Below are 19,513 nucleotides of genomic sequence, written 5' to 3'. Positions count from 1 at the left end.
ACAAACATGAAAATTCATAAAAATGCTCCTATGAATGGAGAAATTCATATCCCAGGTGATAAATCTATTTCACATAGATCAGTGATGTTTGGTGCAATTGCTGAAGGGACCACAGTAGTGAAAAACTTTCTTCCTGGAGCTGACTGTTTAAGTACGATTGATTGCTTTAGAAAGATGGGCGTTGAAATTGAACAAAAAGGGACAGATGTTGTCATTCATGGTAAAGGACTGAAAGAGCTCAAGGAGCCGTCTGACATTCTCGATGTTGGCAATTCTGGTACAACCATTCGATTAATGATGGGAATATTAGCTGGTTGTGAGTTTCACAGTACACTAATTGGTGATGAGAGTATTGCCAAAAGACCAATGAAACGTGTGACGGGTCCGCTGAAACAACTAGGAGCCAAAATAGACGGCAGAGCAAATGGCGAGTATACACCACTGTCTATTCGTGGCGGTCATTTAAAAGGCATCTCTTATGAGTCTCCGGTGGCAAGTGCACAAATTAAGTCGGCTGTCCTTTTAGCTGGGCTGCAAGCAGAGGGTACAACAACATTAACTGAACCACATAAATCAAGAGATCATACAGAAAGAATGCTCTCTATGTTTGGTGTAAAACTAGATGAAGATGAACAAAGTGTTTCCATTGAAGGCGGCCAGACATTAACAGCAACAGATATATTTGTTCCTGGAGACATCTCTTCAGCTGCATTTTTCCTTGTAGCTGGATCAATCGTTCCTAACAGCCGGATTGTCTTAAAAAATGTCGGACTAAACAAAACAAGAACAGGTATTATTGATGTGCTGAAACTTATGGGTGCAAACCTTGAGATCAATGAAGTAGATGCCAAAGGCGGAGAACCGTATGGTGATTTAACGATTTCTACTTCATCATTAAAAGGGATTGAAATTTCTGGTGACATGATTTCAAGACTCATCGATGAAATTCCGATTATTGCGCTTCTTGCGACCCAAGCAGAAGGAACAACGATCATTAAAGATGCTGCTGAGTTAAAAGTTAAAGAAACCAATCGAATTGATACAGTCGTATCAGAACTTAAAAAACTCGGTGCTGATATTGAAGCAACAGATGATGGTATGAAGATTCATGGTAAAACTACGCTTCAAGGCGGCGCAGTCGTCTCAAGCTACGGAGATCACCGTATCGGTATGATGCTGGGAATTGCCGCATGTGTGACAAAGCAAGCAATTGAGATTGAAGATACAGATGCTGTTCGTGTCTCATACCCGAATTTCTTTGAACACATTGAATATTTAACGAAAACAGTCTGAGGAGGTCCTCAGGCTTTTTCTTTCCTTTGGCATATTTGTCAGAAATATAGCATAGCTTGTCTCAAGGTGAAACCTTGAAAAAAAACATTTTGTCCGATAAAAATAGTGTCTGCAGTTTACAAATCATCAGTTTCGTATAGGATGAAATGAAAAACAGTCTTTAAAACACAAAAATGGGTTCATTTTAAAAGAGCAACATATTTGCTGGATGTGTACCTGTCGATTATGATATGAAGTAACAATAGTTTAGGTTTTTGGAAACAGAAAGGAACGGTTTGATTTGAATAGTTCATTACAAGAAGCCATAAAATTAGTTGAGGCGGGTGAGACTGAAAAAGGACTCCAAACACTTGCTCAAGCAGAGAAGCATTTGCATGATGAAGAAAAGGCGCAAGCGGCTCAATTATATTATGATTGGGGAGATATCGATAAAGCACGGAATCTCATCAGTGATTTACATGATTTATATCCAGAGGAAACAGGTTTAACATGTTTTTATGCAGAGCTGTTGATTGACTCTGATGAAGAAGAGAAGGCGATTTCAGTATTAGAAACGATTCCTGAAGATGATGATGCGTACCCAGAGAGTTTATTGTTAATGGCAGATTTGTATCAAATGCAAGGACTATTTGAAGTCAGTGAACAAAAGCTTTTAAAAGCGAAAGAACTACTTCCGAATGAAGCCATCATCGATTTTGCATTAGGTGAGTTGTATTTTTCTCAAGGCCTTTCAAAAAAAGCGGCCGATTATTTCTACAAAGTGGCAGATCAGCAGCATGAGGTTGGCGGTGTCAATGTGTATCAGCGGCTCGCTGAATCGCTCAGCACAGCTGGAGAATTTGAGGATGCACTTGAATGGTACGAAAAGGCAGTAAAAGATCAAGCAGACCCAAATACTCTTTTTGGCTACGGATTTACAGCAATGAGGGCTGGCAGAACGAAAACAGCCATTCAGCAGCTTACAGAACTGAAAGATATTGATCCGTCCTATTCGTCACTTTATATGCCTTTAGCGAAAAGTTATGAGGAAGAAGGACTATATCACGAGGCTTTAGAAGTAGTAAAAGAGGGTATTAAAGTTGATGAGTATAACAAAGAATTATATTTATATGGTGCCAAGATTGATTTGAAAAATGGGGATTCAGAAGATGCGAAAAAACTGCTTCAAGAAGCACTTGCTCTCGATCCGGGTTATATTGAAGCAGTTCAAACATTGCTGGCGATCTATTTAAATGAAGAGTTGTTTGATGAAATTCTGGATGTTATTAAAGAGGTTAAAAGCTTTGGGGAAGATGATCCAAAATGGAATTGGTATGCTGCATCTGCTTCTGTCGGGCGAGAAGAATACAAAGAAGCTGCCGAGTATTTCAAGCTTGCCCTGCCTGATTTTGATGAGGAGCGTGACTTCTTATATGAATACGCTTCGTTCCTTTTAGAAGAGGGCAGACAAAAAGAAGCATTGCCGTTATTACGCAAAGTTCTAGAGAAAGATGGCACGAATGAAGAAATTGAAGAAACGATTTTAAGAATTGAAGACGAAATTTCCTTATAGTTTGCAGGAATGAAGAACTGGTTTGTTGAATAATTCATGTATAGCAATTTAATTTACGATAGAGGAGGGAATAACATGCAGACCCCTGTTTCTGTCAATGAAAAAAAGGAATTTATCCGATGGTTCTTAAACCATTATCAGCTAAAGCGAAGAGAGTGTGTTTGGATATTAAATTATTTAATGAGTCACGACTCTTTGATGGAAAAAGTTCATTTTGTAGAGCAAGCAGAATTTTGCCCAAGGGGAATCATCATGTCAACACACTGTGTGGATGAAGTTCCCTTTAGATTTTATAAAGAAAACATCATGACGACAGATGCTGAAAAGTCATTTCATGATATTCGTTTGAATAAACAGCAGGATTTGTTTATTCAATTGAATTTCCGTTCTGCTTATCGTTCGCCGGAATATGCAGCTGTTCTTGAAACAAATCCTCATATTCCAAAGGATCTTTATGAGAACGAAAAAGATAAGGATCTTGCTGAGAAAGTGCTTGAGCATTCAATCGCAACTTTCCAAAAAGAACGGCTCATGAAAGAGATAGATGAAGCACTTGACCGTCATGATCAAGAAACATTTAATAAGCTGGCAAAAGAATTAAGCCTATTGTCATAAACTGAACGAATAAGCCTTGCCCTACACAGGCAGGGCTTATGTTATGAAAGAGGGGAAATTGATGAGGTTTCAAGCAGAGGACGCGGATCGCTTTTTGCAATCTAAAGCTTACATTGATACCGCTATCATTCCATTAGTTGGAATTGATGCGGATCAAATGAAACAAACCGTGTCTTTAGGAGAGTTTACTATTCTTGTAGCAGATGAACTTGAAAGACAGTTAAAAGGGCGGGTTTTTCTTTTTCCGCCACATACATATTTGGAAGTGAGTGACCGGAAACAAGAAGATATACTCATAATGAAGCAGTCGCTCAAGGATCATTTTCAGCATGTCATATTGATCACATCTGATCACCAGTGGAAAGAGCATACTGAGATCAGTGAATCGCTATTTTTGCTCAAGCCGGTTCCGCTGGAGCATTTGAAGGTTGAATTAAAGCAAAAAGTCATTCAAGACAGTGTAGAACAAATTTTGAACTTTTTGTTACAAAAATGGAACCCTTCATAAAAACCCTTACATTTGCATTGTACATAGCTTTTTAGGATGTTGACCTTGTGAATAGATTGATATATTATGAGGGTGTCCTAGTTTTATGAAATTTTTTCTAATTCAGTTATAAAGTAGCTGACGACCTGAGGGGGGGAGAAAAAAATGAGCGAGAAGAGACATGGAGTGTCCAGGCGTCAATTTTTGAATTACACGTTGACCGGCGTGGGGGGATTTATGGCCGCTGGAATGCTCATGCCTATGGTTCGCTTTGCGCTTGACCCTGTGCTAAAAGGAACAGAGGATCAGGATATGGTTCAAGTTGTCAGTGTAGATGAACTGACAAAGGAACCGAAGCGCTTTGACTTTAAAATTGATCAAGTAGATGCATGGTACGAGTCAAAGGAATCTAGGTCAGCATGGGTGTACAAAGAAGGGGATGAAATTGTCGCTTTATCGCCAATCTGTAAACATTTAGGATGTACAGTGAACTGGAACAGTGATCCGAAAAATCCAAACAAATTTTTCTGCCCGTGCCATTATGGGCTGTACGACAAGGATGGTACAAACGTACCCGGAACTCCACCGCTTGCACCGCTTGACCATTATAAGCAGCAAGTGAAGGACGGATACCTCTATCTTGGAAAAGCTGTGCCGAAAGGGGAAGGGTAACGATGCTTAACAAGATTTACGATTGGGTAGATGAGCGGCTGGACATTACACCAATATGGAGAGATATTGCGGATCACGAGGTGCCAGAGCACGTCAACCCAGCACATCATTTCTCCGCTTTTGTGTATTGTTTTGGCGGTTTAACGTTTTTTGTGACAGTCATTCAAGTCCTTTCGGGCATGTTTTTAACGATGTATTACGTGCCGGATATTAAAAATGCCTGGGAATCTGTCTATTATTTGCAAAATGAAGTGGCATTTGGCCAGATTGTCAGAGGGATGCACCACTGGGGTGCGAGTTTAGTCATTGTGATGATGTTTTTACATACGCTAAGGGTCTTTTTCCAAGGGGCGTATAAAAAGCCTAGAGAGCTGAACTGGATTGTTGGTGTGCTCATTTTCTTTGTGATGCTTGGACTTGGTTTTACAGGTTATCTTTTACCATGGGATATGAAGGCGCTGTTTGCGACGAAGGTTGGTCTTCAAATAGCAGAAGCAACACCTTTCATTGGTAAAGAGATCAAAACGCTGCTTGCAGGTCATCCTGACATTGTAGGGGCACAAACGCTGACGAGATTTTTCGCTATCCATGTCTTTTTCTTGCCAGCGGCATTATTTGGGCTGATGGCTGCCCACTTTATTATGATTCGTAAGCAAGGAATTTCTGGACCGCTATAAAATGCTGCGTTTGATGAATGTTCAATGAGGAGGGGATGACTTTGCATAGGGGAAAAGGGATGAAGTTTGTCGGAGATTCCAGAATACCGGCAGAAAGAAAACCTAACATACCTAAAGACTATTCCGAATATCCGGGAAAAACAGAAGCCTTTTGGCCGAACTTTCTTTTAAAGGAATGGCTTGTAGGTGCCGTTTTTTTAATTGGATTTCTTGTCCTAACTGTTGTTCATGCGCCTCCGCTTGAGCGGATGGCTGACCCAACAGATACTGGCTATATTCCGCTGCCAGACTGGTATTTCCTATTTTTGTACCAGTTATTAAAATATGAATTTGCTGCAGGAAACTTCACTGTCGTCGGCGCGATGATTATGCCTGGAATTGCGTTTGGTGCACTTTTGCTCGCACCATTTCTTGATTCAGGTCCAGAACGCAGACCGTATAGAAGACCAATTGCAGTCGGGATGATGATTCTTGCAGTCGGCGCAGCAACATATTTAACGTGGGAGTCTGTTGCAACTCATGATTGGGAAGCAGCGGCAAAACAAGGTGAGATTAAGAAAGAAGCAGAGATTGATACTTCAGCTGAAGAATATAAAATTTATCAAGAGCAGACATGTATCTCCTGCCACGGGGATAACATGCAGGGCGGAGCAGCTGGACCGTCACTCGTTGACAACGGTCTTTCGCCTGAGGAGATCGCTAAAATCGCTGTAGAAGGAAAAGGCAACATGCCGAAGGGTGTCTTTAAAGGTAGTGATGAAGAACTTGAGAAGCTCTCTAAATATTTATCTGAGGTCAAATCAAAATAATTCAGTTGTTTAAATGCAAGTACAAGGATATACTCAAAAGAGAAAAAGCTGGCGCTGTCAGCTTTTTTCTGATTTTAACAGATCGTGAGTGAAGAGACATATGAGATGGATTCAATATTTGCTAGCGACGCGCTACATGCTTGTGCTGGTGCTTATGATCAATTTCCTTGGCACTGTGTACGGCTACTATTGGTATATTCCGCAGCTCGTAGAGACACCGGCTGTCTTTTTAGCTTTTGTACCAGACAGTCCAACGGCCAGCTTTTTCTTTTTATTTGTATTACTTGCGTTTTTGATGAAACGAAATGCTCCTTATTTTGAAGCACTTGCTCTTGTGACCTTGATTAAATATGGGTTATGGGCGGTAGGAATGAATATCTTTGTGCTTTTATCTGTTGATGATTTTCCGTGGGAAGGATACATGCTGATTGGGTCTCACTTTGCGATGGCGGTTCAGGCTGTATTGTTTGCGCCATATTATCGTTTTCAAATGCGTCATCTCGTGGTAGCAGGCATTTGGATCTTACATAATGATGTAATTGATTATGTATTTGGTATGATGCCCCGTTATTCTATGCTGTCTGCTTACTCAAACGAGATCGGCTACGTGACGTTTTGGCTAAGTATTGCGGTTCTTCTTGTTTCGTATTATCTCGTTCTATCGAAAAAATCGGTCAAGCTTGAACTCCCTTAACAATGTTGGTCTAACCTTGTCCTTTTCTTCATACGCTGTAAGGAGAAGGGCTAGGAGGGACTTGCATGAAACGAAAGCCAATCGCGATGATTCTATTATTTTTTCTCGTATTACAGCCAGCAGTTGTCAAAGGTGAGGAAACAGCTGCTAACACGCTGCAAGAATTAACGGAACTATCAGATTCCATCTTTCAATTAACGAGACAAGCTAAATATGATGAGGCGTTACAAGTCGCATTGTATGTTGAAAAGACATTTAAAGCTGAGAATTGGCGTGGAACTTTGACGAATACGCAGATTCGGCAAATTACACTTGGCTATCAAGATATGATAAAAGGGCTGCCGCAGGAAGAATTGAATGAGCGCGAAAAGCTTCGTTATGCCTCTCAATTTAGAATGCTGCTTGATGCGATCCAGTCGGATTCTGAGCCTCTTTGGGGTTCGCTGGAGAAGCCTATTATGGGCTCTTTTCCTACTTTGAAAAAAGAAGTAAAAGATCCAGAATCGACGACATTTTATGAAACTTGGAATGAGCTGGTTTCTTTATACGATATGATCTATCCAAGTTTAACCATTGATATTTCGCCTGAAAAGCTGCAGACAATTAAGCAGCACATGGAAGTGATTGAGCAAGGTGAATTTTTAAAAGCATCAAGTGGGACAAAGCTTGAACGTCTCACGAAGCTGGAAGAGGATTTATCGAGTGTGTTTGCTCACGTCGATGAAGATGAAGCGGATCCATCGCTTTTATGGGTCATCTTAACAACCGGGAGTATCATTTTATTAACGTTAACGTATGTTGGATTTCGGAAATATCGTGCAGAAAAAGAAAAGAAGCAAAAACGTCAGGCTGATTATCCTAAATCATAAAAAAAGAAGCCCAAAACTGGTGCTTCTTTTTTAATGCGGATTGAGCGGCTTTTTGTGTTCATCTAATGTAAAGCCTTCACCGAGTACATCATGCACGTCACTGACAGATACAAACGCATGAGGATCGACTGAGGTCACGACGCTTTTAAGGTGGACAAGCTCGTTTTTCGGAACGACGCAATAAAGAACGTTGCGCTCCTGTTTCGTATAGGAACCGACCCCTTTTAAGATGGTGACACCGCGCTCCATTTCATCCGTGATTTTCTTTTGAATGATGTCATCTTTTTCAGAGATAATCATGGCGCCTTTGGCAGCGTAAGCGCCTTCTTGCATGAAGTCAATGACCTTCGCAGCAACAAACACTGCGACAAGTGTATACATCGCTTCTTTATAATTTAAGTAGGTCAGAGAGATGGTGATGACGCATGCGTCGAAGATGAACATTGTTCGTCCCATTGCCACCTGATAATGCTTGTTGATCAGTCTTGCAATGATGTCCACACCGCCTGTTGTACCGCCGAATTTAAAGATGATTCCGAGGCCTGTTCCGATAAATACACCTGCAAAGAGGGCGGCTAAGGCTAAATCGTGCTGGAGAGGCATATGTATTTGAAAGCGCTGGAAGATAGCAAGAAAGACAGAAAGACTCACTGTTCCTACAATTGTATAAGTAAACATCGTTCTGCCGAGCATTTTCCAGCCTATAAAAAAGATCGGAATGTTTAAGACAAGGTTTGAAATAGATGGGTCAATGTGAAATAGAAAATATAAAAGCAGTGTAATACCTGTAAATCCGCCTTCCGCCAAATTGTTCTGCATATTAAAATGAACAAGACCGAAAGAAAAAATCGCAGATCCTATTAAAATAAATACGATATTTTTAAGACGAATTTCTTTTAGCAAGAGACCACTCCTTTTTTTGCTTAGACAGCGATAATATTATATGGTATGGGAGAGAAACAAGCAAACTGAGTCTTAAACATTTGTCAAATATTTATGATTTCGCTAACATGTAAGAGATGGATAGGAGGATGAGCTTCATGACGAAAGAAAAAACGCTGCGTCACGTGCAGCAAGAAGTAGATGATTACATAGGACAATTTAAAGAAGGCTATTTCAGCCCGCTTGCCATGATGGCCCGCCTGACAGAAGAATTAGGGGAGCTGGCAAGAGAGGTTAACCATTACTATGGAGAAAAGCCGAAAAAAACAACGGAAACAGAAAAAAGCATGGAAGAAGAAATTGGCGATGTTTTGTTTGTGTTAACATGCCTTGCTAATTCACTTGATATTTCACTAGAAGAAGCACATGATCGTGTGATGCATAAATTCAACACAAGAGATAAAGACCGCTGGACGAAAAAAGAAGGGAAGTAGAGACGATGACGAACGAAACCATCAAAGTAGTAATCGCTGGAGCAAGAGGAAGAATGGGGATAGAGGCTGTGAAGCTGGCGGAAGAAACAGGCCATTTTGAGCTGGTGGCAGCACTTGATCACGCGCATGAAGGAAAAAAATTATCTGATGTGATTCATACGACATCTCATGCGCCAATTTATACGGATATTGATGTTTGTCTTTCAGAAACAACACCAGATGTATTAATTGATTTAACAACACCAGAAATCGGGAAAGTACATACAAAAAAAGCACTTGAACATGGCGTGCGTCCAGTCGTCGGAACAACTGGATTTTCAGAAGATGACCTAAAAGAGCTTCAGCAATTAACAGAAGAAAAGGGCATAGGCTGTATTATTGCACCAAACTTTGCTGTGGGTGCGGTCTTAATGATGAAATTTGCCAAAATGGCAGCGAATTATTTTCCTGACGTTGAAATCATTGAGCTTCACCATGATAAAAAACTAGATGCCCCAAGCGGTACGGGCTTAAAAACGGCTGAAATGATTGCAGAAGTAAGAGAAAGCAAAAAGCAGGGACATCCAGAAGAGAAAGAATTAATCGAAGGTGCACGAGGAGCAGATTATGATGGTATCCGTCTGCACAGCGTGAGACTTCCTGGCATGATTGCACATCAAGAAGTGCTGTTTGGAATGGACGGACAGACGCTCACCATTCGTCATGATTCTTATAACCGTGCATCCTTTATGTCAGGCGTGAAGCTTTCAGTAGAGCAGGTCATGCACATTGATCAGCTCGTTTATGGTTTAGAAAATATCATCGACTAATAAGGAGTGGATTCCTGATGAACATTGCTTTAATCGCTCATGATAAGAAAAAAAGTGACATGATTCAGTTTACCACTGCGTACCGTGATATTTTGGCAGATCATACACTTTACGCAACAGGGACAACAGGTTTGAGAGTGAAAGAAGCGACGGGGCTTCCCATTCATCGTTTCCAATCAGGACCACTTGGGGGAGATCAGCAGATCGGTGCTTTAATTGCTGATAATGCAATGGATCTTGTGCTCTTTTTTAGAGACCCGCTAACTGCGCAGCCGCATGAACCGGATGTATCTGCACTCATCCGGCTTTGCGATGTGTATACCATTCCATTAGCCACCAATATGGGAACTGCTGAAATTTTAGTCAGGAATTTAAATAAAGGTACGTTTGATTTTCGAGATGTAGCAAAAAACGGAGGAACAAATGAAACGACTTGATATCCTTGCATTCGGTGCCCATAGCGATGATGTAGAGATCGGAATGGGCGGAACGATTGCAAAATACGTAAAAAAAGGGGCTCGCGTCGGGATTTGCGACTTGACCCAGGCCGAATTATCTTCAAATGGAACAGTCGAGAGCCGCAAAGAAGAAGCAAAAGCCGCCGCCGCTATATTAGGTGTCAGAGCGAGAATCCAGCTTACACTGCCAGATAGAGGGCTTTATCTAAACGACGAAGCGATGAAGGAAATTGCGGGCGTGATTCGAACTTACAAACCGAAACTGATTTTCGCTCCGTACCACCAAGATCGGCATCCAGATCATGGCCATGCGGGCTCACTTGTAGAAGAGGCCGCTTTTTCTGCAGGTATACATAAATTTGAAGATTCATACAAGCAGCCAGCGCATAAAATAAGCCAAATGTATTATTACATGATTAATGGGCACCATCGTCCAGATTTTGTGATTGATATTTCTGAGGAAATGCACCAAAAAATTGATAGCCTGCATGCGTATAAAAGCCAATTTGTTAAATCGGCAAACTCAGTAGAGACACCTCTTGTGAACGGTTATATTGATTTTGTCAAAATGAGAGAGTCTATGTATGGAAGAGAAGTCAACAAAGCTTATGCAGAAGGGTTTATCACAAAGAAACCACTTTTGTTGGACGATGACTTACTTGGGGGGTAATTATGAAAAAACTGAAGGTCGGAATTACTTGTTATCCAAGTGTCGGCGGCTCAGGCATTATAGCCACGGAGCTTGGAAAACGTTTAGCTGAAAAAGGGCACGATGTTCATTTCATTACCTCAAGCATTCCGTTTAGGCTTAATAAAGTATATCCGAATATTTATTTTCATGAGGTGGATGTGAATCAATATGCAGTATTTCAATATCCGCCTTATGACCTTGCGCTGGCAAGTAAATTGGCAGAAGTCGCAAAACGAGAAAAGCTTGATATTATTCACGCGCATTATGCAGTCCCGCACGCTGTCTGTGCGTTCTTAGCCAAACAAATGACTGGACACTCTGTGAAAGTCGTTACGACGCTTCATGGAACGGATATTACGGTTTTAGGCTATGATCCATCATTAAAAGAAGTGATTCGGTTCGCCATCGAATCATCGGATCGCGTAACAGCGGTGTCGCATTCATTAGCTGCGCAGACATACGATCTCATCAAACCAGATAAAAAGATTGATACGATTCATAATTTTGTAGATGAACGGGTGTATTTGCGTGAAGATCACGATTTGCTAAAGACACATTATGGTCTTTTACCGAACGAAAAGGTCATCATCCATGTATCAAACTTTCGAAAGGTGAAACGGGTGCATGACGTGATTCATGTGTTTCAAAAGATTGCTGAACAGGTGCAGGCAAAGCTGCTGCTCATTGGTGATGGTCCTGAGAAATCGGTTGTATGTGAACTCGTGAAAAAATTAGGACTGACAGACCGTGTGTTGTTTTTAGGCAAGCAAGAGAAGGTTGAGGAGCTATATTCAATAAGTGATTTGAAGCTGCTTCTTTCAGAGAAGGAGAGCTTTGGGCTTGTGCTTCTTGAAGCAATGGCGTGCGGTGTTCCTTGTATCGGTACGGATGTCGGCGGTATTCCAGAGGTCATTACACATGGAGAAACAGGGTTTCTTGTCCCGCTCGGCGATATAGACGGAGCAGCAAAGCACGCAGTGTCTCTGCTGAAAGACGAAGCGCTTCATGAAAAAGTGTCAGCGGCAGCTCAGTCTAGTGTTCAGGCTCATTTCTCCTCTGATAAGATTGTGAGTGAATATGAGAAGCTTTACCTAGAATTGATCGAAGGTGATGATGAAGATGAATGAACCATTCACACATGCGATCCCTATATTACATACACTGCACGAACATGGGCATCAGGCTTACTTTGTCGGCGGAGCGGTGAGAGATGTTCTATTAGGACGGGAAATCGGTGATATCGATATTGCGACAGATGCAACACCTGATAAGGTTGAGTCTTTATTTGAAAAAACAGTAGATGTCGGTAAAGAGCATGGCACTGTCATTGTGTTGCATGATGGTGTCAGCTATGAGGTCACGACGTTTCGAACGGAATCAGAATATGAAGATTTTCGCAGACCGAAAGAAGTGGCGTTTATCACGTCGCTTAAGGAAGATCTTTTAAGAAGAGATTTAACGATTAATGCGATGGCCATGGATATAAATGGGGAAATTATTGATCATGTAGGTGGTAAACAGGATATTAAGCGGAAACGAATTCAAACTGTTGGAGATCCTGCGTGCCGCTTTCAAGAAGATGCGCTTCGCATGATGAGAGCTGTCCGTTTTTTAAGCCAGCTTGGCTTTGAACTCGCTGATGAAACGGCTGAAGCTATGAAAAAGGATAAGCATCTGCTTGCCAACATTTCAGTTGAGCGCAAAAAGATTGAAATGGAGAAGCTTTTAAAAGGCCGTCATTGTGAGCAGGCCATTCAAGTACTCATTTCAACCAAATTATATGAAGAATTGCCAGGTCTCAAAGAGGAGCGTCTTCATGAATCCTTTCAAGCCTTTCCATATTACTTACTGGATGGACTAGAAGAGGTATGGGGGGCTTGCATCCATTTGCTCGGCCTAGATGAAGCGGAGGCTGCGGCCTTCTTAAAAGAATGGAAGCTGTCAACCAAGCTTTTGAAAGAAGCAGTAGCCATTAGTAAATACGTTGATTGTGACTGGGATGCGGAAAACATGTTTGAAGCTGGTGAACACGTGCTCTTATCTAGTTTGAAGATCACACAGCTAAAACATGAGCGCCGCATTTTCTTTGATGAGCTGGAGGCAGCGAAGCGTTCTTATGATGCACTGCCGATTAAAAAGCTCCAAGACCTCGCTGTTTCAGGAAAAGATTTAATGGCCTTTCGGCAAAAGACGTCCGGGAAATGGATTGCAGAGGAGCTCAATTTTGTGAAAAAAGCCGTTTTGCAAAACCGTTTAGAAAACCGAAAAGAAGCCATAGAGGAGTGGCTTAAAGCATGCGATCCGCAATTAGAAAACGATTAATTGAACTATTTACAGCATCCAGTGAGGATTTTGTCTCAAGTCAGCAGATTTGTGATGAACTTGGCTGCTCCCGAACTGCTGTGTGGAAGCATATGGAGGACTTGCGAAAAGAGGGGTATGAGGTAGAAGCAGTTAGAAGAAAAGGATACCGTCTGCTTCGTAAACCGGACAAAATTAGTGAGGACGAAATTCTGTTTGGTCTGGAAACAGAGAGCTTCGGCAGGCATATTTACTTTCAGAAAGAAGTCGCTTCAACTCAGCTGATTGCCCATGATCTTGTCAATGAAGGTGCGCCCCACGGCACAATCGTTGTGAGTGATCATCAGACGAATGGAAAAGGGCGTCTTCAAAGAACGTGGCATTCACCAAACGGGACAGGCATTTGGATGAGTCTCATTCTCCGGCCTGAAATTCCGCTGCATAAAGCACCGCAAATGACGCTTTTGGCATCTGTAGCCATCGCAGAAGCGATTGCGCAGCAAACAGGACTCAGTCCATCTATTAAATGGCCAAACGATATTTTGTTGAATGGAAAAAAGGTCGTTGGCATTCTGACTGAATTAAAAGCAGAAGCGGACCAGGTTCATGCGGTCATTATTGGACCGGGCATAAATGTGAACCAAACAGCTGATGACTTCCCGGATGACCTAAAGGATGTCGCCACAAGTCTGCGGATGGAACTGAATGAAAAAGTGGATCGTGCTGCACTTATACAACAGATCATGTCCACTTTTGAAAAAAGATATGATGATTATATGAAGCAAGGATTTGCGCCGATTAAACAATTATGGGAATCGTTTGCGATGACGATCGGTCAACATATTGTTGCCCGCACCGTCAATGGGCAATATACGGGGAAGGCGCTTGGCATCAATGAAGAAGGTGTTTTATTGCTTGAAACGGAGGACGGTATCCAAAAAATCTACTCCGCAGACATTGAGATCAAGTCAACTTGAGTGGAACACCCGGCACATTTTTGATATACTTCGTGTGGGCAGTATCTGCAAAGAACTGTACCTGTTAGGAAGAAAAATTCGATAAATTTCTGCCTTGATCCTAAGGGACTTGGACAGAGGGATGATTCGCCGCACATGAGAAATCAAAGCATGTGATGTGAGGCAAGCCATCTCCTCTCCAGAATGAGGAGGAACAAATGAAGACAAAGCTAGATTTTTTCAAAATGAAAGAACAAAACGAACCTATTGTGATGCTGACCGCATACGACTATCCAGCTGCAAAGCAAGCGGAAAAAGCGGAAGTCGACATGATCTTAGTTGGTGATTCACTTGGGATGGTTGTACTTGGACTAGATTCCACAGTTCAAGTCACGATGGATGACATGATCCATCACACAAAAGCAGTGAAAAGAGGCGCAAAAGACACATTTGTTGTGACTGATATGCCATTTATGTCTTACCATTATTCGTTAGAAGAAACAATGAAAAATGCTGCACGCATCATGCAAGAAAGTGGTGCCGATGCCTTAAAGCTAGAAGGCGGAGACGGAGTATTTGAATCCATTCAAGCTTTAACAAGAGGCGGAATTCCTGTCGTCAGTCATTTAGGCCTCACACCTCAATCAGTTGGTGTACTTGGCGGGTATAAAGTGCAAGGAAAAGACCACGAAAGTGCTCAAAAATTGATTGAAGACAGCTTGAAATGTGAGGAAGCCGGCGCAATCGCTCTTGTGCTGGAATGCGTACCTGGCGAACTGACAAAACGAATTACCGACATGCTGAAGATTCCTGTGATCGGAATTGGTGCAGGAGCTGAGGCAGATGGACAAGTTCTCGTTTACCATGATGTAGTAGGATACGGGGTGTCTAGAACACCTAAGTTTGTGAAACAATACGCGCAAATTGATACTGTTTTAGAAGAAGCGCTCATTCAATATACGAAAGAAGTAAAAGCACGCACATTTCCAGAGGACATGCACACGTTTCATATCAAAGAAGAAGTCCTTGATGGCTTATATGGGGGAATCAAAAAATGAACGTTGTCACCCATATTCACGAGCTAAAAGAATTAATCAAGCAGCATCAAGAAAAACAGCATTCCATCGGCTTTGTCCCAACGATGGGTTTTCTTCATGAAGGACATCTGACGCTTGCGAAAGAGGCAAGAAGTCAAAATGACATTGTCGTGATGAGTATTTTTGTCAATCCTTTGCAATTTGGACCAAATGAAGACTTTGAATCCTATCCAAGGGATATGGAAAGAGACCAGCGTCTGGCAGAAGCAGCAGGGGTGGATATTTTATTTACACCTGATGTGAAGGAAATGTACCAAAATGAACCATCTATTACGATGACGGTTCAAAAGCGGACAGATGTCTTATGCGGAAAAAAACGTCCAGGACATTTTGACGGTGTTGTCACTGTGCTCACAAAGCTGTTTCATCTTGTGTCACCAACAAATGTCTACTTTGGACTAAAGGATGCACAGCAAGTCGCTGTGATCGATGCGATGATCAAGGATTTCTTCTTTGATCTTCACCTTGTATCTGTACCGACAGTCAGAGAAGAAGACGGCTTAGCGAAAAGCTCAAGGAATGTGTACTTGTCAGAAAAAGAAAGACAAGAAGCACCCGCTTTATACCGCGCATTAAAAAAAGGACGGTCAGCTGTTGAAAACGGTGAACGTGATGTCAGTCGTGTGTATCAGCTGATTGAAGAGGAACTTGTTCAGACGTGCGGAGAAATAGATTATATTGAGATCTATTCATATCCAGAACTTGAGCCGCTTCAGCAGTTAGCAGGTCAAGTCATTATGGCGGTTGCGGTGAAATTCTCACGGGCAAGACTGATTGATAATGTGATTTTCCATGTTCCTGAAAGCGGTGAAAAACATGTATAGAACCTTTATGACATCTAAGCTTCATAAAGCAACGGTAACAGAAGCAAACTTACATTATGTAGGAAGTATTACAATTGACGAAGATTTACTTGATGCGGCAGGTATGATGGCAAATGAGAAAGTACAAATTGTCAATAATCATAATGGCGCGAGACTTGAAACATATATTATTCCCGGCGAAAGAAAGAGCGGTGTCATTTGTCTAAATGGAGCGGCGGCGAGACTCGTTCAGCCAGGGGATGAAGTCATTATTATCGCTTATGGGATGCTGTCAGAAGAAGAAGCAAAGACACATACACCAAAAGTGGTCGTGTTAAATAAACAAAATCAAATTGAACAAATGATTGGGCAAGAGCCTGCGAGAACGATTTTATAACGCAGGCTCCGTGGAAACAGAACAGTTTCAGAAGAGAGGCTGTTCTGTTTCATCTATTTTGTCCAGAGCGTGTTTCACTTCAGGGTGAAACGAGGAATTGAGGTGTCCATTTTATGACCGATCAAAGGTTTGTTGTCGTTGATATTGAAACCACCGGGAATTCACCTAAAAAGGGTGATAAAATCATTCAAATAGCTGCGGTGGTCATTGAAAATGGACAAATTGTCGAACGGTATTCAAAATATGTGAACCCGGGAAAAGCAATCCCAGGATTTATTGAACAGCTGACAGGCATTCAGCAGCACATGGTTGACGATGCGGTGTTTTTTGAGGACATTGCCCAAGAGGTGTATGATCTCATACAGGGTGCTTATTTTGTTGCGCACAATGTTCATTTTGACTTGAATTTTTTAAATGATGAACTAAAAGCATGCGGGAAAAATGAGCTGGATGTGCTAGCAATTGATACAGTTGAGATCTCTAGAATTCTTTATCCTGAGCTTGAAGGTTATAAGCTCACTGAATTAAGTGAAGAGCTCATGCTTCCACATGACCACCCGCATAGGGCGGATAGTGATGCGGAAGTTACTGCCATGTTATTTTTAACTTTATTACATCAATTAAAACATACACCGAAAAATGTGCTGAAGCAGCTGCGCAGATTATCCTCTTATCTCCTAAGTGATATAGGACTTTTAATTAAGCAGCTTGAAACAAGCCATGCTAGCTGGGAAGATTCTTTAGTGGAAGTCGGCTCTTTTGCTGTAAAAAATGTCACCAATCCTATCAGCAGGGCGAGACATTCAGTAAGTGAAGATGATGAACAGCTGTTTGAGGAAATCAAAAAGAAGCTTCCGCAAACTGTAGAAGGCTATGAGGTAAGAGAAGGCCAGCTTACGATGATGAATAAAGTGAGAGACGTGTTTCATGAAAGAGCCTATGCATTAATTGAAGCGGCGCCGGGTATTGGGAAAACGCTCGCTTACCTCATCCCAGCAGCTCTAGAAGCGAGGAAATCAGGAAAACCTGTCATTATTAGTACATATTCCATCCTTTTGCAGCAGCAAATGCTTCAGCGCGATGTGCCGATGTTGAATCGATTGCTCCCGTTTGAGCCTGCTGCCTGTGTATTTAAAGGTCGGGCGCATTACATTTGTTTAGATAAGTTTGAGCATGTGCTTCATGAGGAAGATGATAACTATGATGTCGTCTTAACGAAGGCGCAAATTTTAATGTGGCTCCTTGTAACAGAAACCGGTGATTTATCTGAACTGAATTTACCGTCAGGAGCTGCCAATATAAAAGACCGCATTTCATGTGTGCATATGCCGTTTACATCGAAAAAGCGCCGTTTTAAAGAGTATTGCTTTTATGAGCGCGCCAAAAAAAGGGCAAGAACAGCTGATTTAATTTTAACGAATCATCGTCTGCTTTTATCACAAACGGAGGCATCGTCTATCTTTCAGCATGCTGACGTATATGTGATAGACGAAGCCCATCAATTTGAGAAAACAGCCAATGAAACACTAGGGGATAGTGCGTCTTATATCCAGCTTCACGCGAAATTAACGCAGCTTGGCTCCTTGCAAGACGGACTGTTAAAAAAACTGAAAAAGAGATTTCATCATGCAGGGTTACAGACAGACACCTTTATTGAAATGGATGAGTATCTCAATCAGCTTCAAATGGAAAGTGACGCTTTCTTTAGCACCGTCCATTCATTTGTGAAAAGGACAAAACCAAAAGCCGACATCAATCGTCTCATTCATAGAGTACGTCATCATTCAAAGCATGCTCAGTGGAAACGGATTAAAGAAACAGCAAGTAAGCTTTGTTCCTTGTTAATTGCTTGTGAGAAACTGTATGAACAGCAAAAAAATGAGCTTCTTCAAAAAAGTGATCAGCTGACAGAACACTTTGCCTTTGAAGCAGAGGAATACGACCAAGTCATGTCGTTTATGCATACTTTTTGCAGTACACTGTACCGATTTATCTTTGAACCGAAAAACGATGAAACGGTTTGGATTGAAATTGATGCAAAAGGTGCCAAAAACGCAGTCTTTATGCATGCACAGCCGTTAGATACTGGGGAGCTTTTGGCTGATCGTTTCTTTATGAACAAAAAGAGTGTTGTCCTCACATCAGGGACACTCACCATCAATCACCGCTTTGATTATTGCTTGGAACGGTTTGGCCTGCAAGATTTTTACCCTCATCTTGTGCAAATTGATTCACCTTTTGAACTTGAAAAACAGCTTAAGGTCATTGTTCCAGCAGACATGCCGCCGATTACGAACCGTGATGAACGAGATTATGTAAAGCAGGCTGCGCAATATATAAAGGTTATGGAAAAGCAGCAGCATGCAAAAATATTGGTTTTGTTTAATTCACATGAGATGTTAAAAGCAGTCTATGAAGAGCTAAAAACAGAAGGGATGCAGTCAGCCCTTTTTGCTCAAGGTTTGACAGGCGGAAGCCCCGTAAAATTAACGAAAATGTTCAAATTAGCAAAACAAGCTATTTTACTTGGTACGGGTAGTTTTTGGGAAGGTGTTGATTTTCCTGGCTCAGAGCTGACAACAGTCATCATGGCACGTCTTCCGTTCAGGCCGCCTGATTCTCCTCTCATTGAAGCCAAATGTGATGCAGCTAAAAAACAAGGGAAGAATCCGTTTAAAGCCGTCGCTTTACCAGAAGCTGTGTTAACCTTTAAGCAAGGAGCTGGACGCTTGCTGCGCTCTGAAAAAGACATAGGCACATTGCTGATTTTAGACCGCCGAGTGAAAACAGCTTCATATGGAAAACTATTTTTAGAATCACTCCCTCATGCGCCGGTTCACGAGATGTCAAAAGAGTCACTTGAGGCGTATATAGAAAACCTTAACAACGAAAAGCCGCTGTCATAAGCGGCCTTTAGCTGGTGTGGGTTTGGAGTTAATTTATCGTAACGGCTTTTT

General features: G+C 41.7%; 21 protein-coding genes. 20 read left to right on the top strand and 1 reads right to left on the bottom strand.

Translation table 11 applies throughout. The features are described from left to right. Positions 1-6: 6 nt before the first annotated feature. From aroA to ypjB, 9 genes are all read left to right on the top strand, one after another. A complete protein-coding gene (gene aroA / locus MHH65_RS10220) occupies positions 7-1,293 on the top strand; it encodes a 3-phosphoshikimate 1-carboxyvinyltransferase (protein ID WP_024428099.1) in 1,287 nt (428 codons plus the stop codon). A 280-nt stretch (positions 1,294-1,573) separates the two neighbouring features. Beyond that, positions 1,574-2,845, top strand: a complete 1,272-nt coding sequence (locus MHH65_RS10215) for a tetratricopeptide repeat protein (RefSeq protein WP_024428100.1) — start codon at positions 1,574-1,576, stop codon at positions 2,843-2,845. A 75-nt stretch (positions 2,846-2,920) separates the two neighbouring features. After that, a complete protein-coding gene (locus MHH65_RS10210; RefSeq protein ID WP_008344562.1) occupies positions 2,921-3,460 on the top strand; it encodes a ReoY family proteolytic degradation factor in 540 nt (179 codons plus the stop codon). Between the two features lie 61 nt (positions 3,461-3,521). Next, complete coding sequence (locus tag MHH65_RS10205; RefSeq protein ID WP_098677472.1) at positions 3,522-3,968, top strand: YpiF family protein; 447 nt, start codon at positions 3,522-3,524, stop codon at positions 3,966-3,968. A 144-nt stretch (positions 3,969-4,112) separates the two neighbouring features. Then, the gene (locus MHH65_RS10200; RefSeq protein WP_007500911.1) at positions 4,113-4,619 is read left to right on the top strand and encodes a ubiquinol-cytochrome c reductase iron-sulfur subunit; all 507 of its coding nucleotides are present in this window, start codon (positions 4,113-4,115) and stop codon (positions 4,617-4,619) included. 2 nt (positions 4,620-4,621) lie between these two features. Next, positions 4,622-5,296, top strand: a complete 675-nt coding sequence (qcrB, locus tag MHH65_RS10195; protein ID WP_003215804.1) for a menaquinol-cytochrome c reductase cytochrome b subunit — start codon at positions 4,622-4,624, stop codon at positions 5,294-5,296. A gap of 41 nt (positions 5,297-5,337) precedes the next feature. Then, positions 5,338-6,105: a menaquinol-cytochrome c reductase cytochrome b/c subunit gene (locus MHH65_RS10190; RefSeq protein ID WP_024422792.1), complete on the top strand. Its 768-nt coding sequence runs from the start codon at positions 5,338-5,340 to the stop codon at positions 6,103-6,105. Positions 6,106-6,205: 100 nt separating this feature from the next. Next, complete coding sequence (locus tag MHH65_RS10185; RefSeq protein WP_024428102.1) at positions 6,206-6,799, top strand: DUF1405 domain-containing protein; 594 nt, start codon at positions 6,206-6,208, stop codon at positions 6,797-6,799. Between the two features lie 65 nt (positions 6,800-6,864). After that, positions 6,865-7,668, top strand: a complete 804-nt coding sequence (ypjB, locus tag MHH65_RS10180) for a sporulation protein YpjB (RefSeq protein ID WP_024422790.1) — start codon at positions 6,865-6,867, stop codon at positions 7,666-7,668. A gap of 30 nt (positions 7,669-7,698) precedes the next feature. Here ypjB and MHH65_RS10175 read toward each other — a convergent pair whose 3' ends face one another. Next, entirely contained in the window at positions 7,699-8,571 is an 873-nt protein-coding gene (locus MHH65_RS10175; RefSeq protein ID WP_024422789.1) for a YitT family protein, read from the bottom strand. A 137-nt stretch (positions 8,572-8,708) separates the two neighbouring features. Between MHH65_RS10175 and MHH65_RS10170 the strand changes: the two genes are divergently transcribed. From MHH65_RS10170 to dinG, 11 genes are all read left to right on the top strand, one after another. Next, positions 8,709-9,044 (top strand): nucleotide pyrophosphohydrolase, encoded by a 336-nt coding sequence (locus MHH65_RS10170; protein WP_024422788.1) that lies wholly within the window; start codon positions 8,709-8,711, stop codon positions 9,042-9,044. Positions 9,045-9,049: 5 nt separating this feature from the next. Next, positions 9,050-9,853 (top strand): 4-hydroxy-tetrahydrodipicolinate reductase, encoded by an 804-nt coding sequence (gene dapB, locus MHH65_RS10165; protein ID WP_024422787.1) that lies wholly within the window; start codon positions 9,050-9,052, stop codon positions 9,851-9,853. Positions 9,854-9,870: 17 nt separating this feature from the next. Next, complete coding sequence (mgsA, locus tag MHH65_RS10160; protein WP_024422786.1) at positions 9,871-10,290, top strand: methylglyoxal synthase; 420 nt, start codon at positions 9,871-9,873, stop codon at positions 10,288-10,290. Next, a complete protein-coding gene (gene bshB1, locus MHH65_RS10155; RefSeq protein WP_024422785.1) occupies positions 10,277-10,981 on the top strand; it encodes a bacillithiol biosynthesis deacetylase BshB1 in 705 nt (234 codons plus the stop codon). The genes mgsA and bshB1 overlap by 14 nt, the downstream gene beginning before the upstream one ends. Positions 10,982-10,983: 2 nt before the next feature. Next, positions 10,984-12,129, top strand: coding sequence for an N-acetyl-alpha-D-glucosaminyl L-malate synthase BshA (bshA, locus tag MHH65_RS10150; RefSeq protein ID WP_024422784.1), 1,146 nt, complete (start codon positions 10,984-10,986; stop codon positions 12,127-12,129). After that, positions 12,122-13,324, top strand: coding sequence for a CCA tRNA nucleotidyltransferase (locus tag MHH65_RS10145; protein ID WP_024428104.1), 1,203 nt, complete (start codon positions 12,122-12,124; stop codon positions 13,322-13,324). Before bshA ends, MHH65_RS10145 begins: the two co-directional genes overlap by 8 nt. Further along, positions 13,297-14,280 carry a biotin--[acetyl-CoA-carboxylase] ligase gene (locus MHH65_RS10140; protein ID WP_025093069.1) on the top strand — a complete coding sequence of 328 codons (984 nt, stop codon included), beginning with the start codon at positions 13,297-13,299 and terminating at the stop codon, positions 14,278-14,280. The genes MHH65_RS10145 and MHH65_RS10140 overlap by 28 nt, the downstream gene beginning before the upstream one ends. 197 nt (positions 14,281-14,477) lie before the next feature. Continuing rightward, the gene (gene panB, locus MHH65_RS10135; RefSeq protein ID WP_024422781.1) at positions 14,478-15,317 is read left to right on the top strand and encodes a 3-methyl-2-oxobutanoate hydroxymethyltransferase; all 840 of its coding nucleotides are present in this window, start codon (positions 14,478-14,480) and stop codon (positions 15,315-15,317) included. Further along, positions 15,314-16,180: a pantoate--beta-alanine ligase gene (gene panC / locus MHH65_RS10130; RefSeq protein ID WP_056767120.1), complete on the top strand. Its 867-nt coding sequence runs from the start codon at positions 15,314-15,316 to the stop codon at positions 16,178-16,180. Before panB ends, panC begins: the two co-directional genes overlap by 4 nt. After that, on the top strand, positions 16,173-16,556 hold the full coding sequence (gene panD, locus MHH65_RS10125; protein WP_024422780.1) for an aspartate 1-decarboxylase: 384 nt from the start codon (positions 16,173-16,175) through the stop codon (positions 16,554-16,556). Before panC ends, panD begins: the two co-directional genes overlap by 8 nt. Positions 16,557-16,669: 113 nt before the next feature. Then, positions 16,670-19,462: an ATP-dependent DNA helicase DinG gene (gene dinG, locus MHH65_RS10120; RefSeq protein ID WP_098677473.1), complete on the top strand. Its 2,793-nt coding sequence runs from the start codon at positions 16,670-16,672 to the stop codon at positions 19,460-19,462. Positions 19,463-19,513 lie beyond the last annotated feature (51 nt).

The organism is Bacillus sp. FSL L8-0654 (assembly GCF_038629965.1).
In the GTDB taxonomy this organism is placed as follows: domain Bacteria; phylum Bacillota; class Bacilli; order Bacillales; family Bacillaceae; genus Bacillus; species Bacillus safensis.
This window is presented reverse-complemented; position numbering and strand designations above follow the sequence as displayed.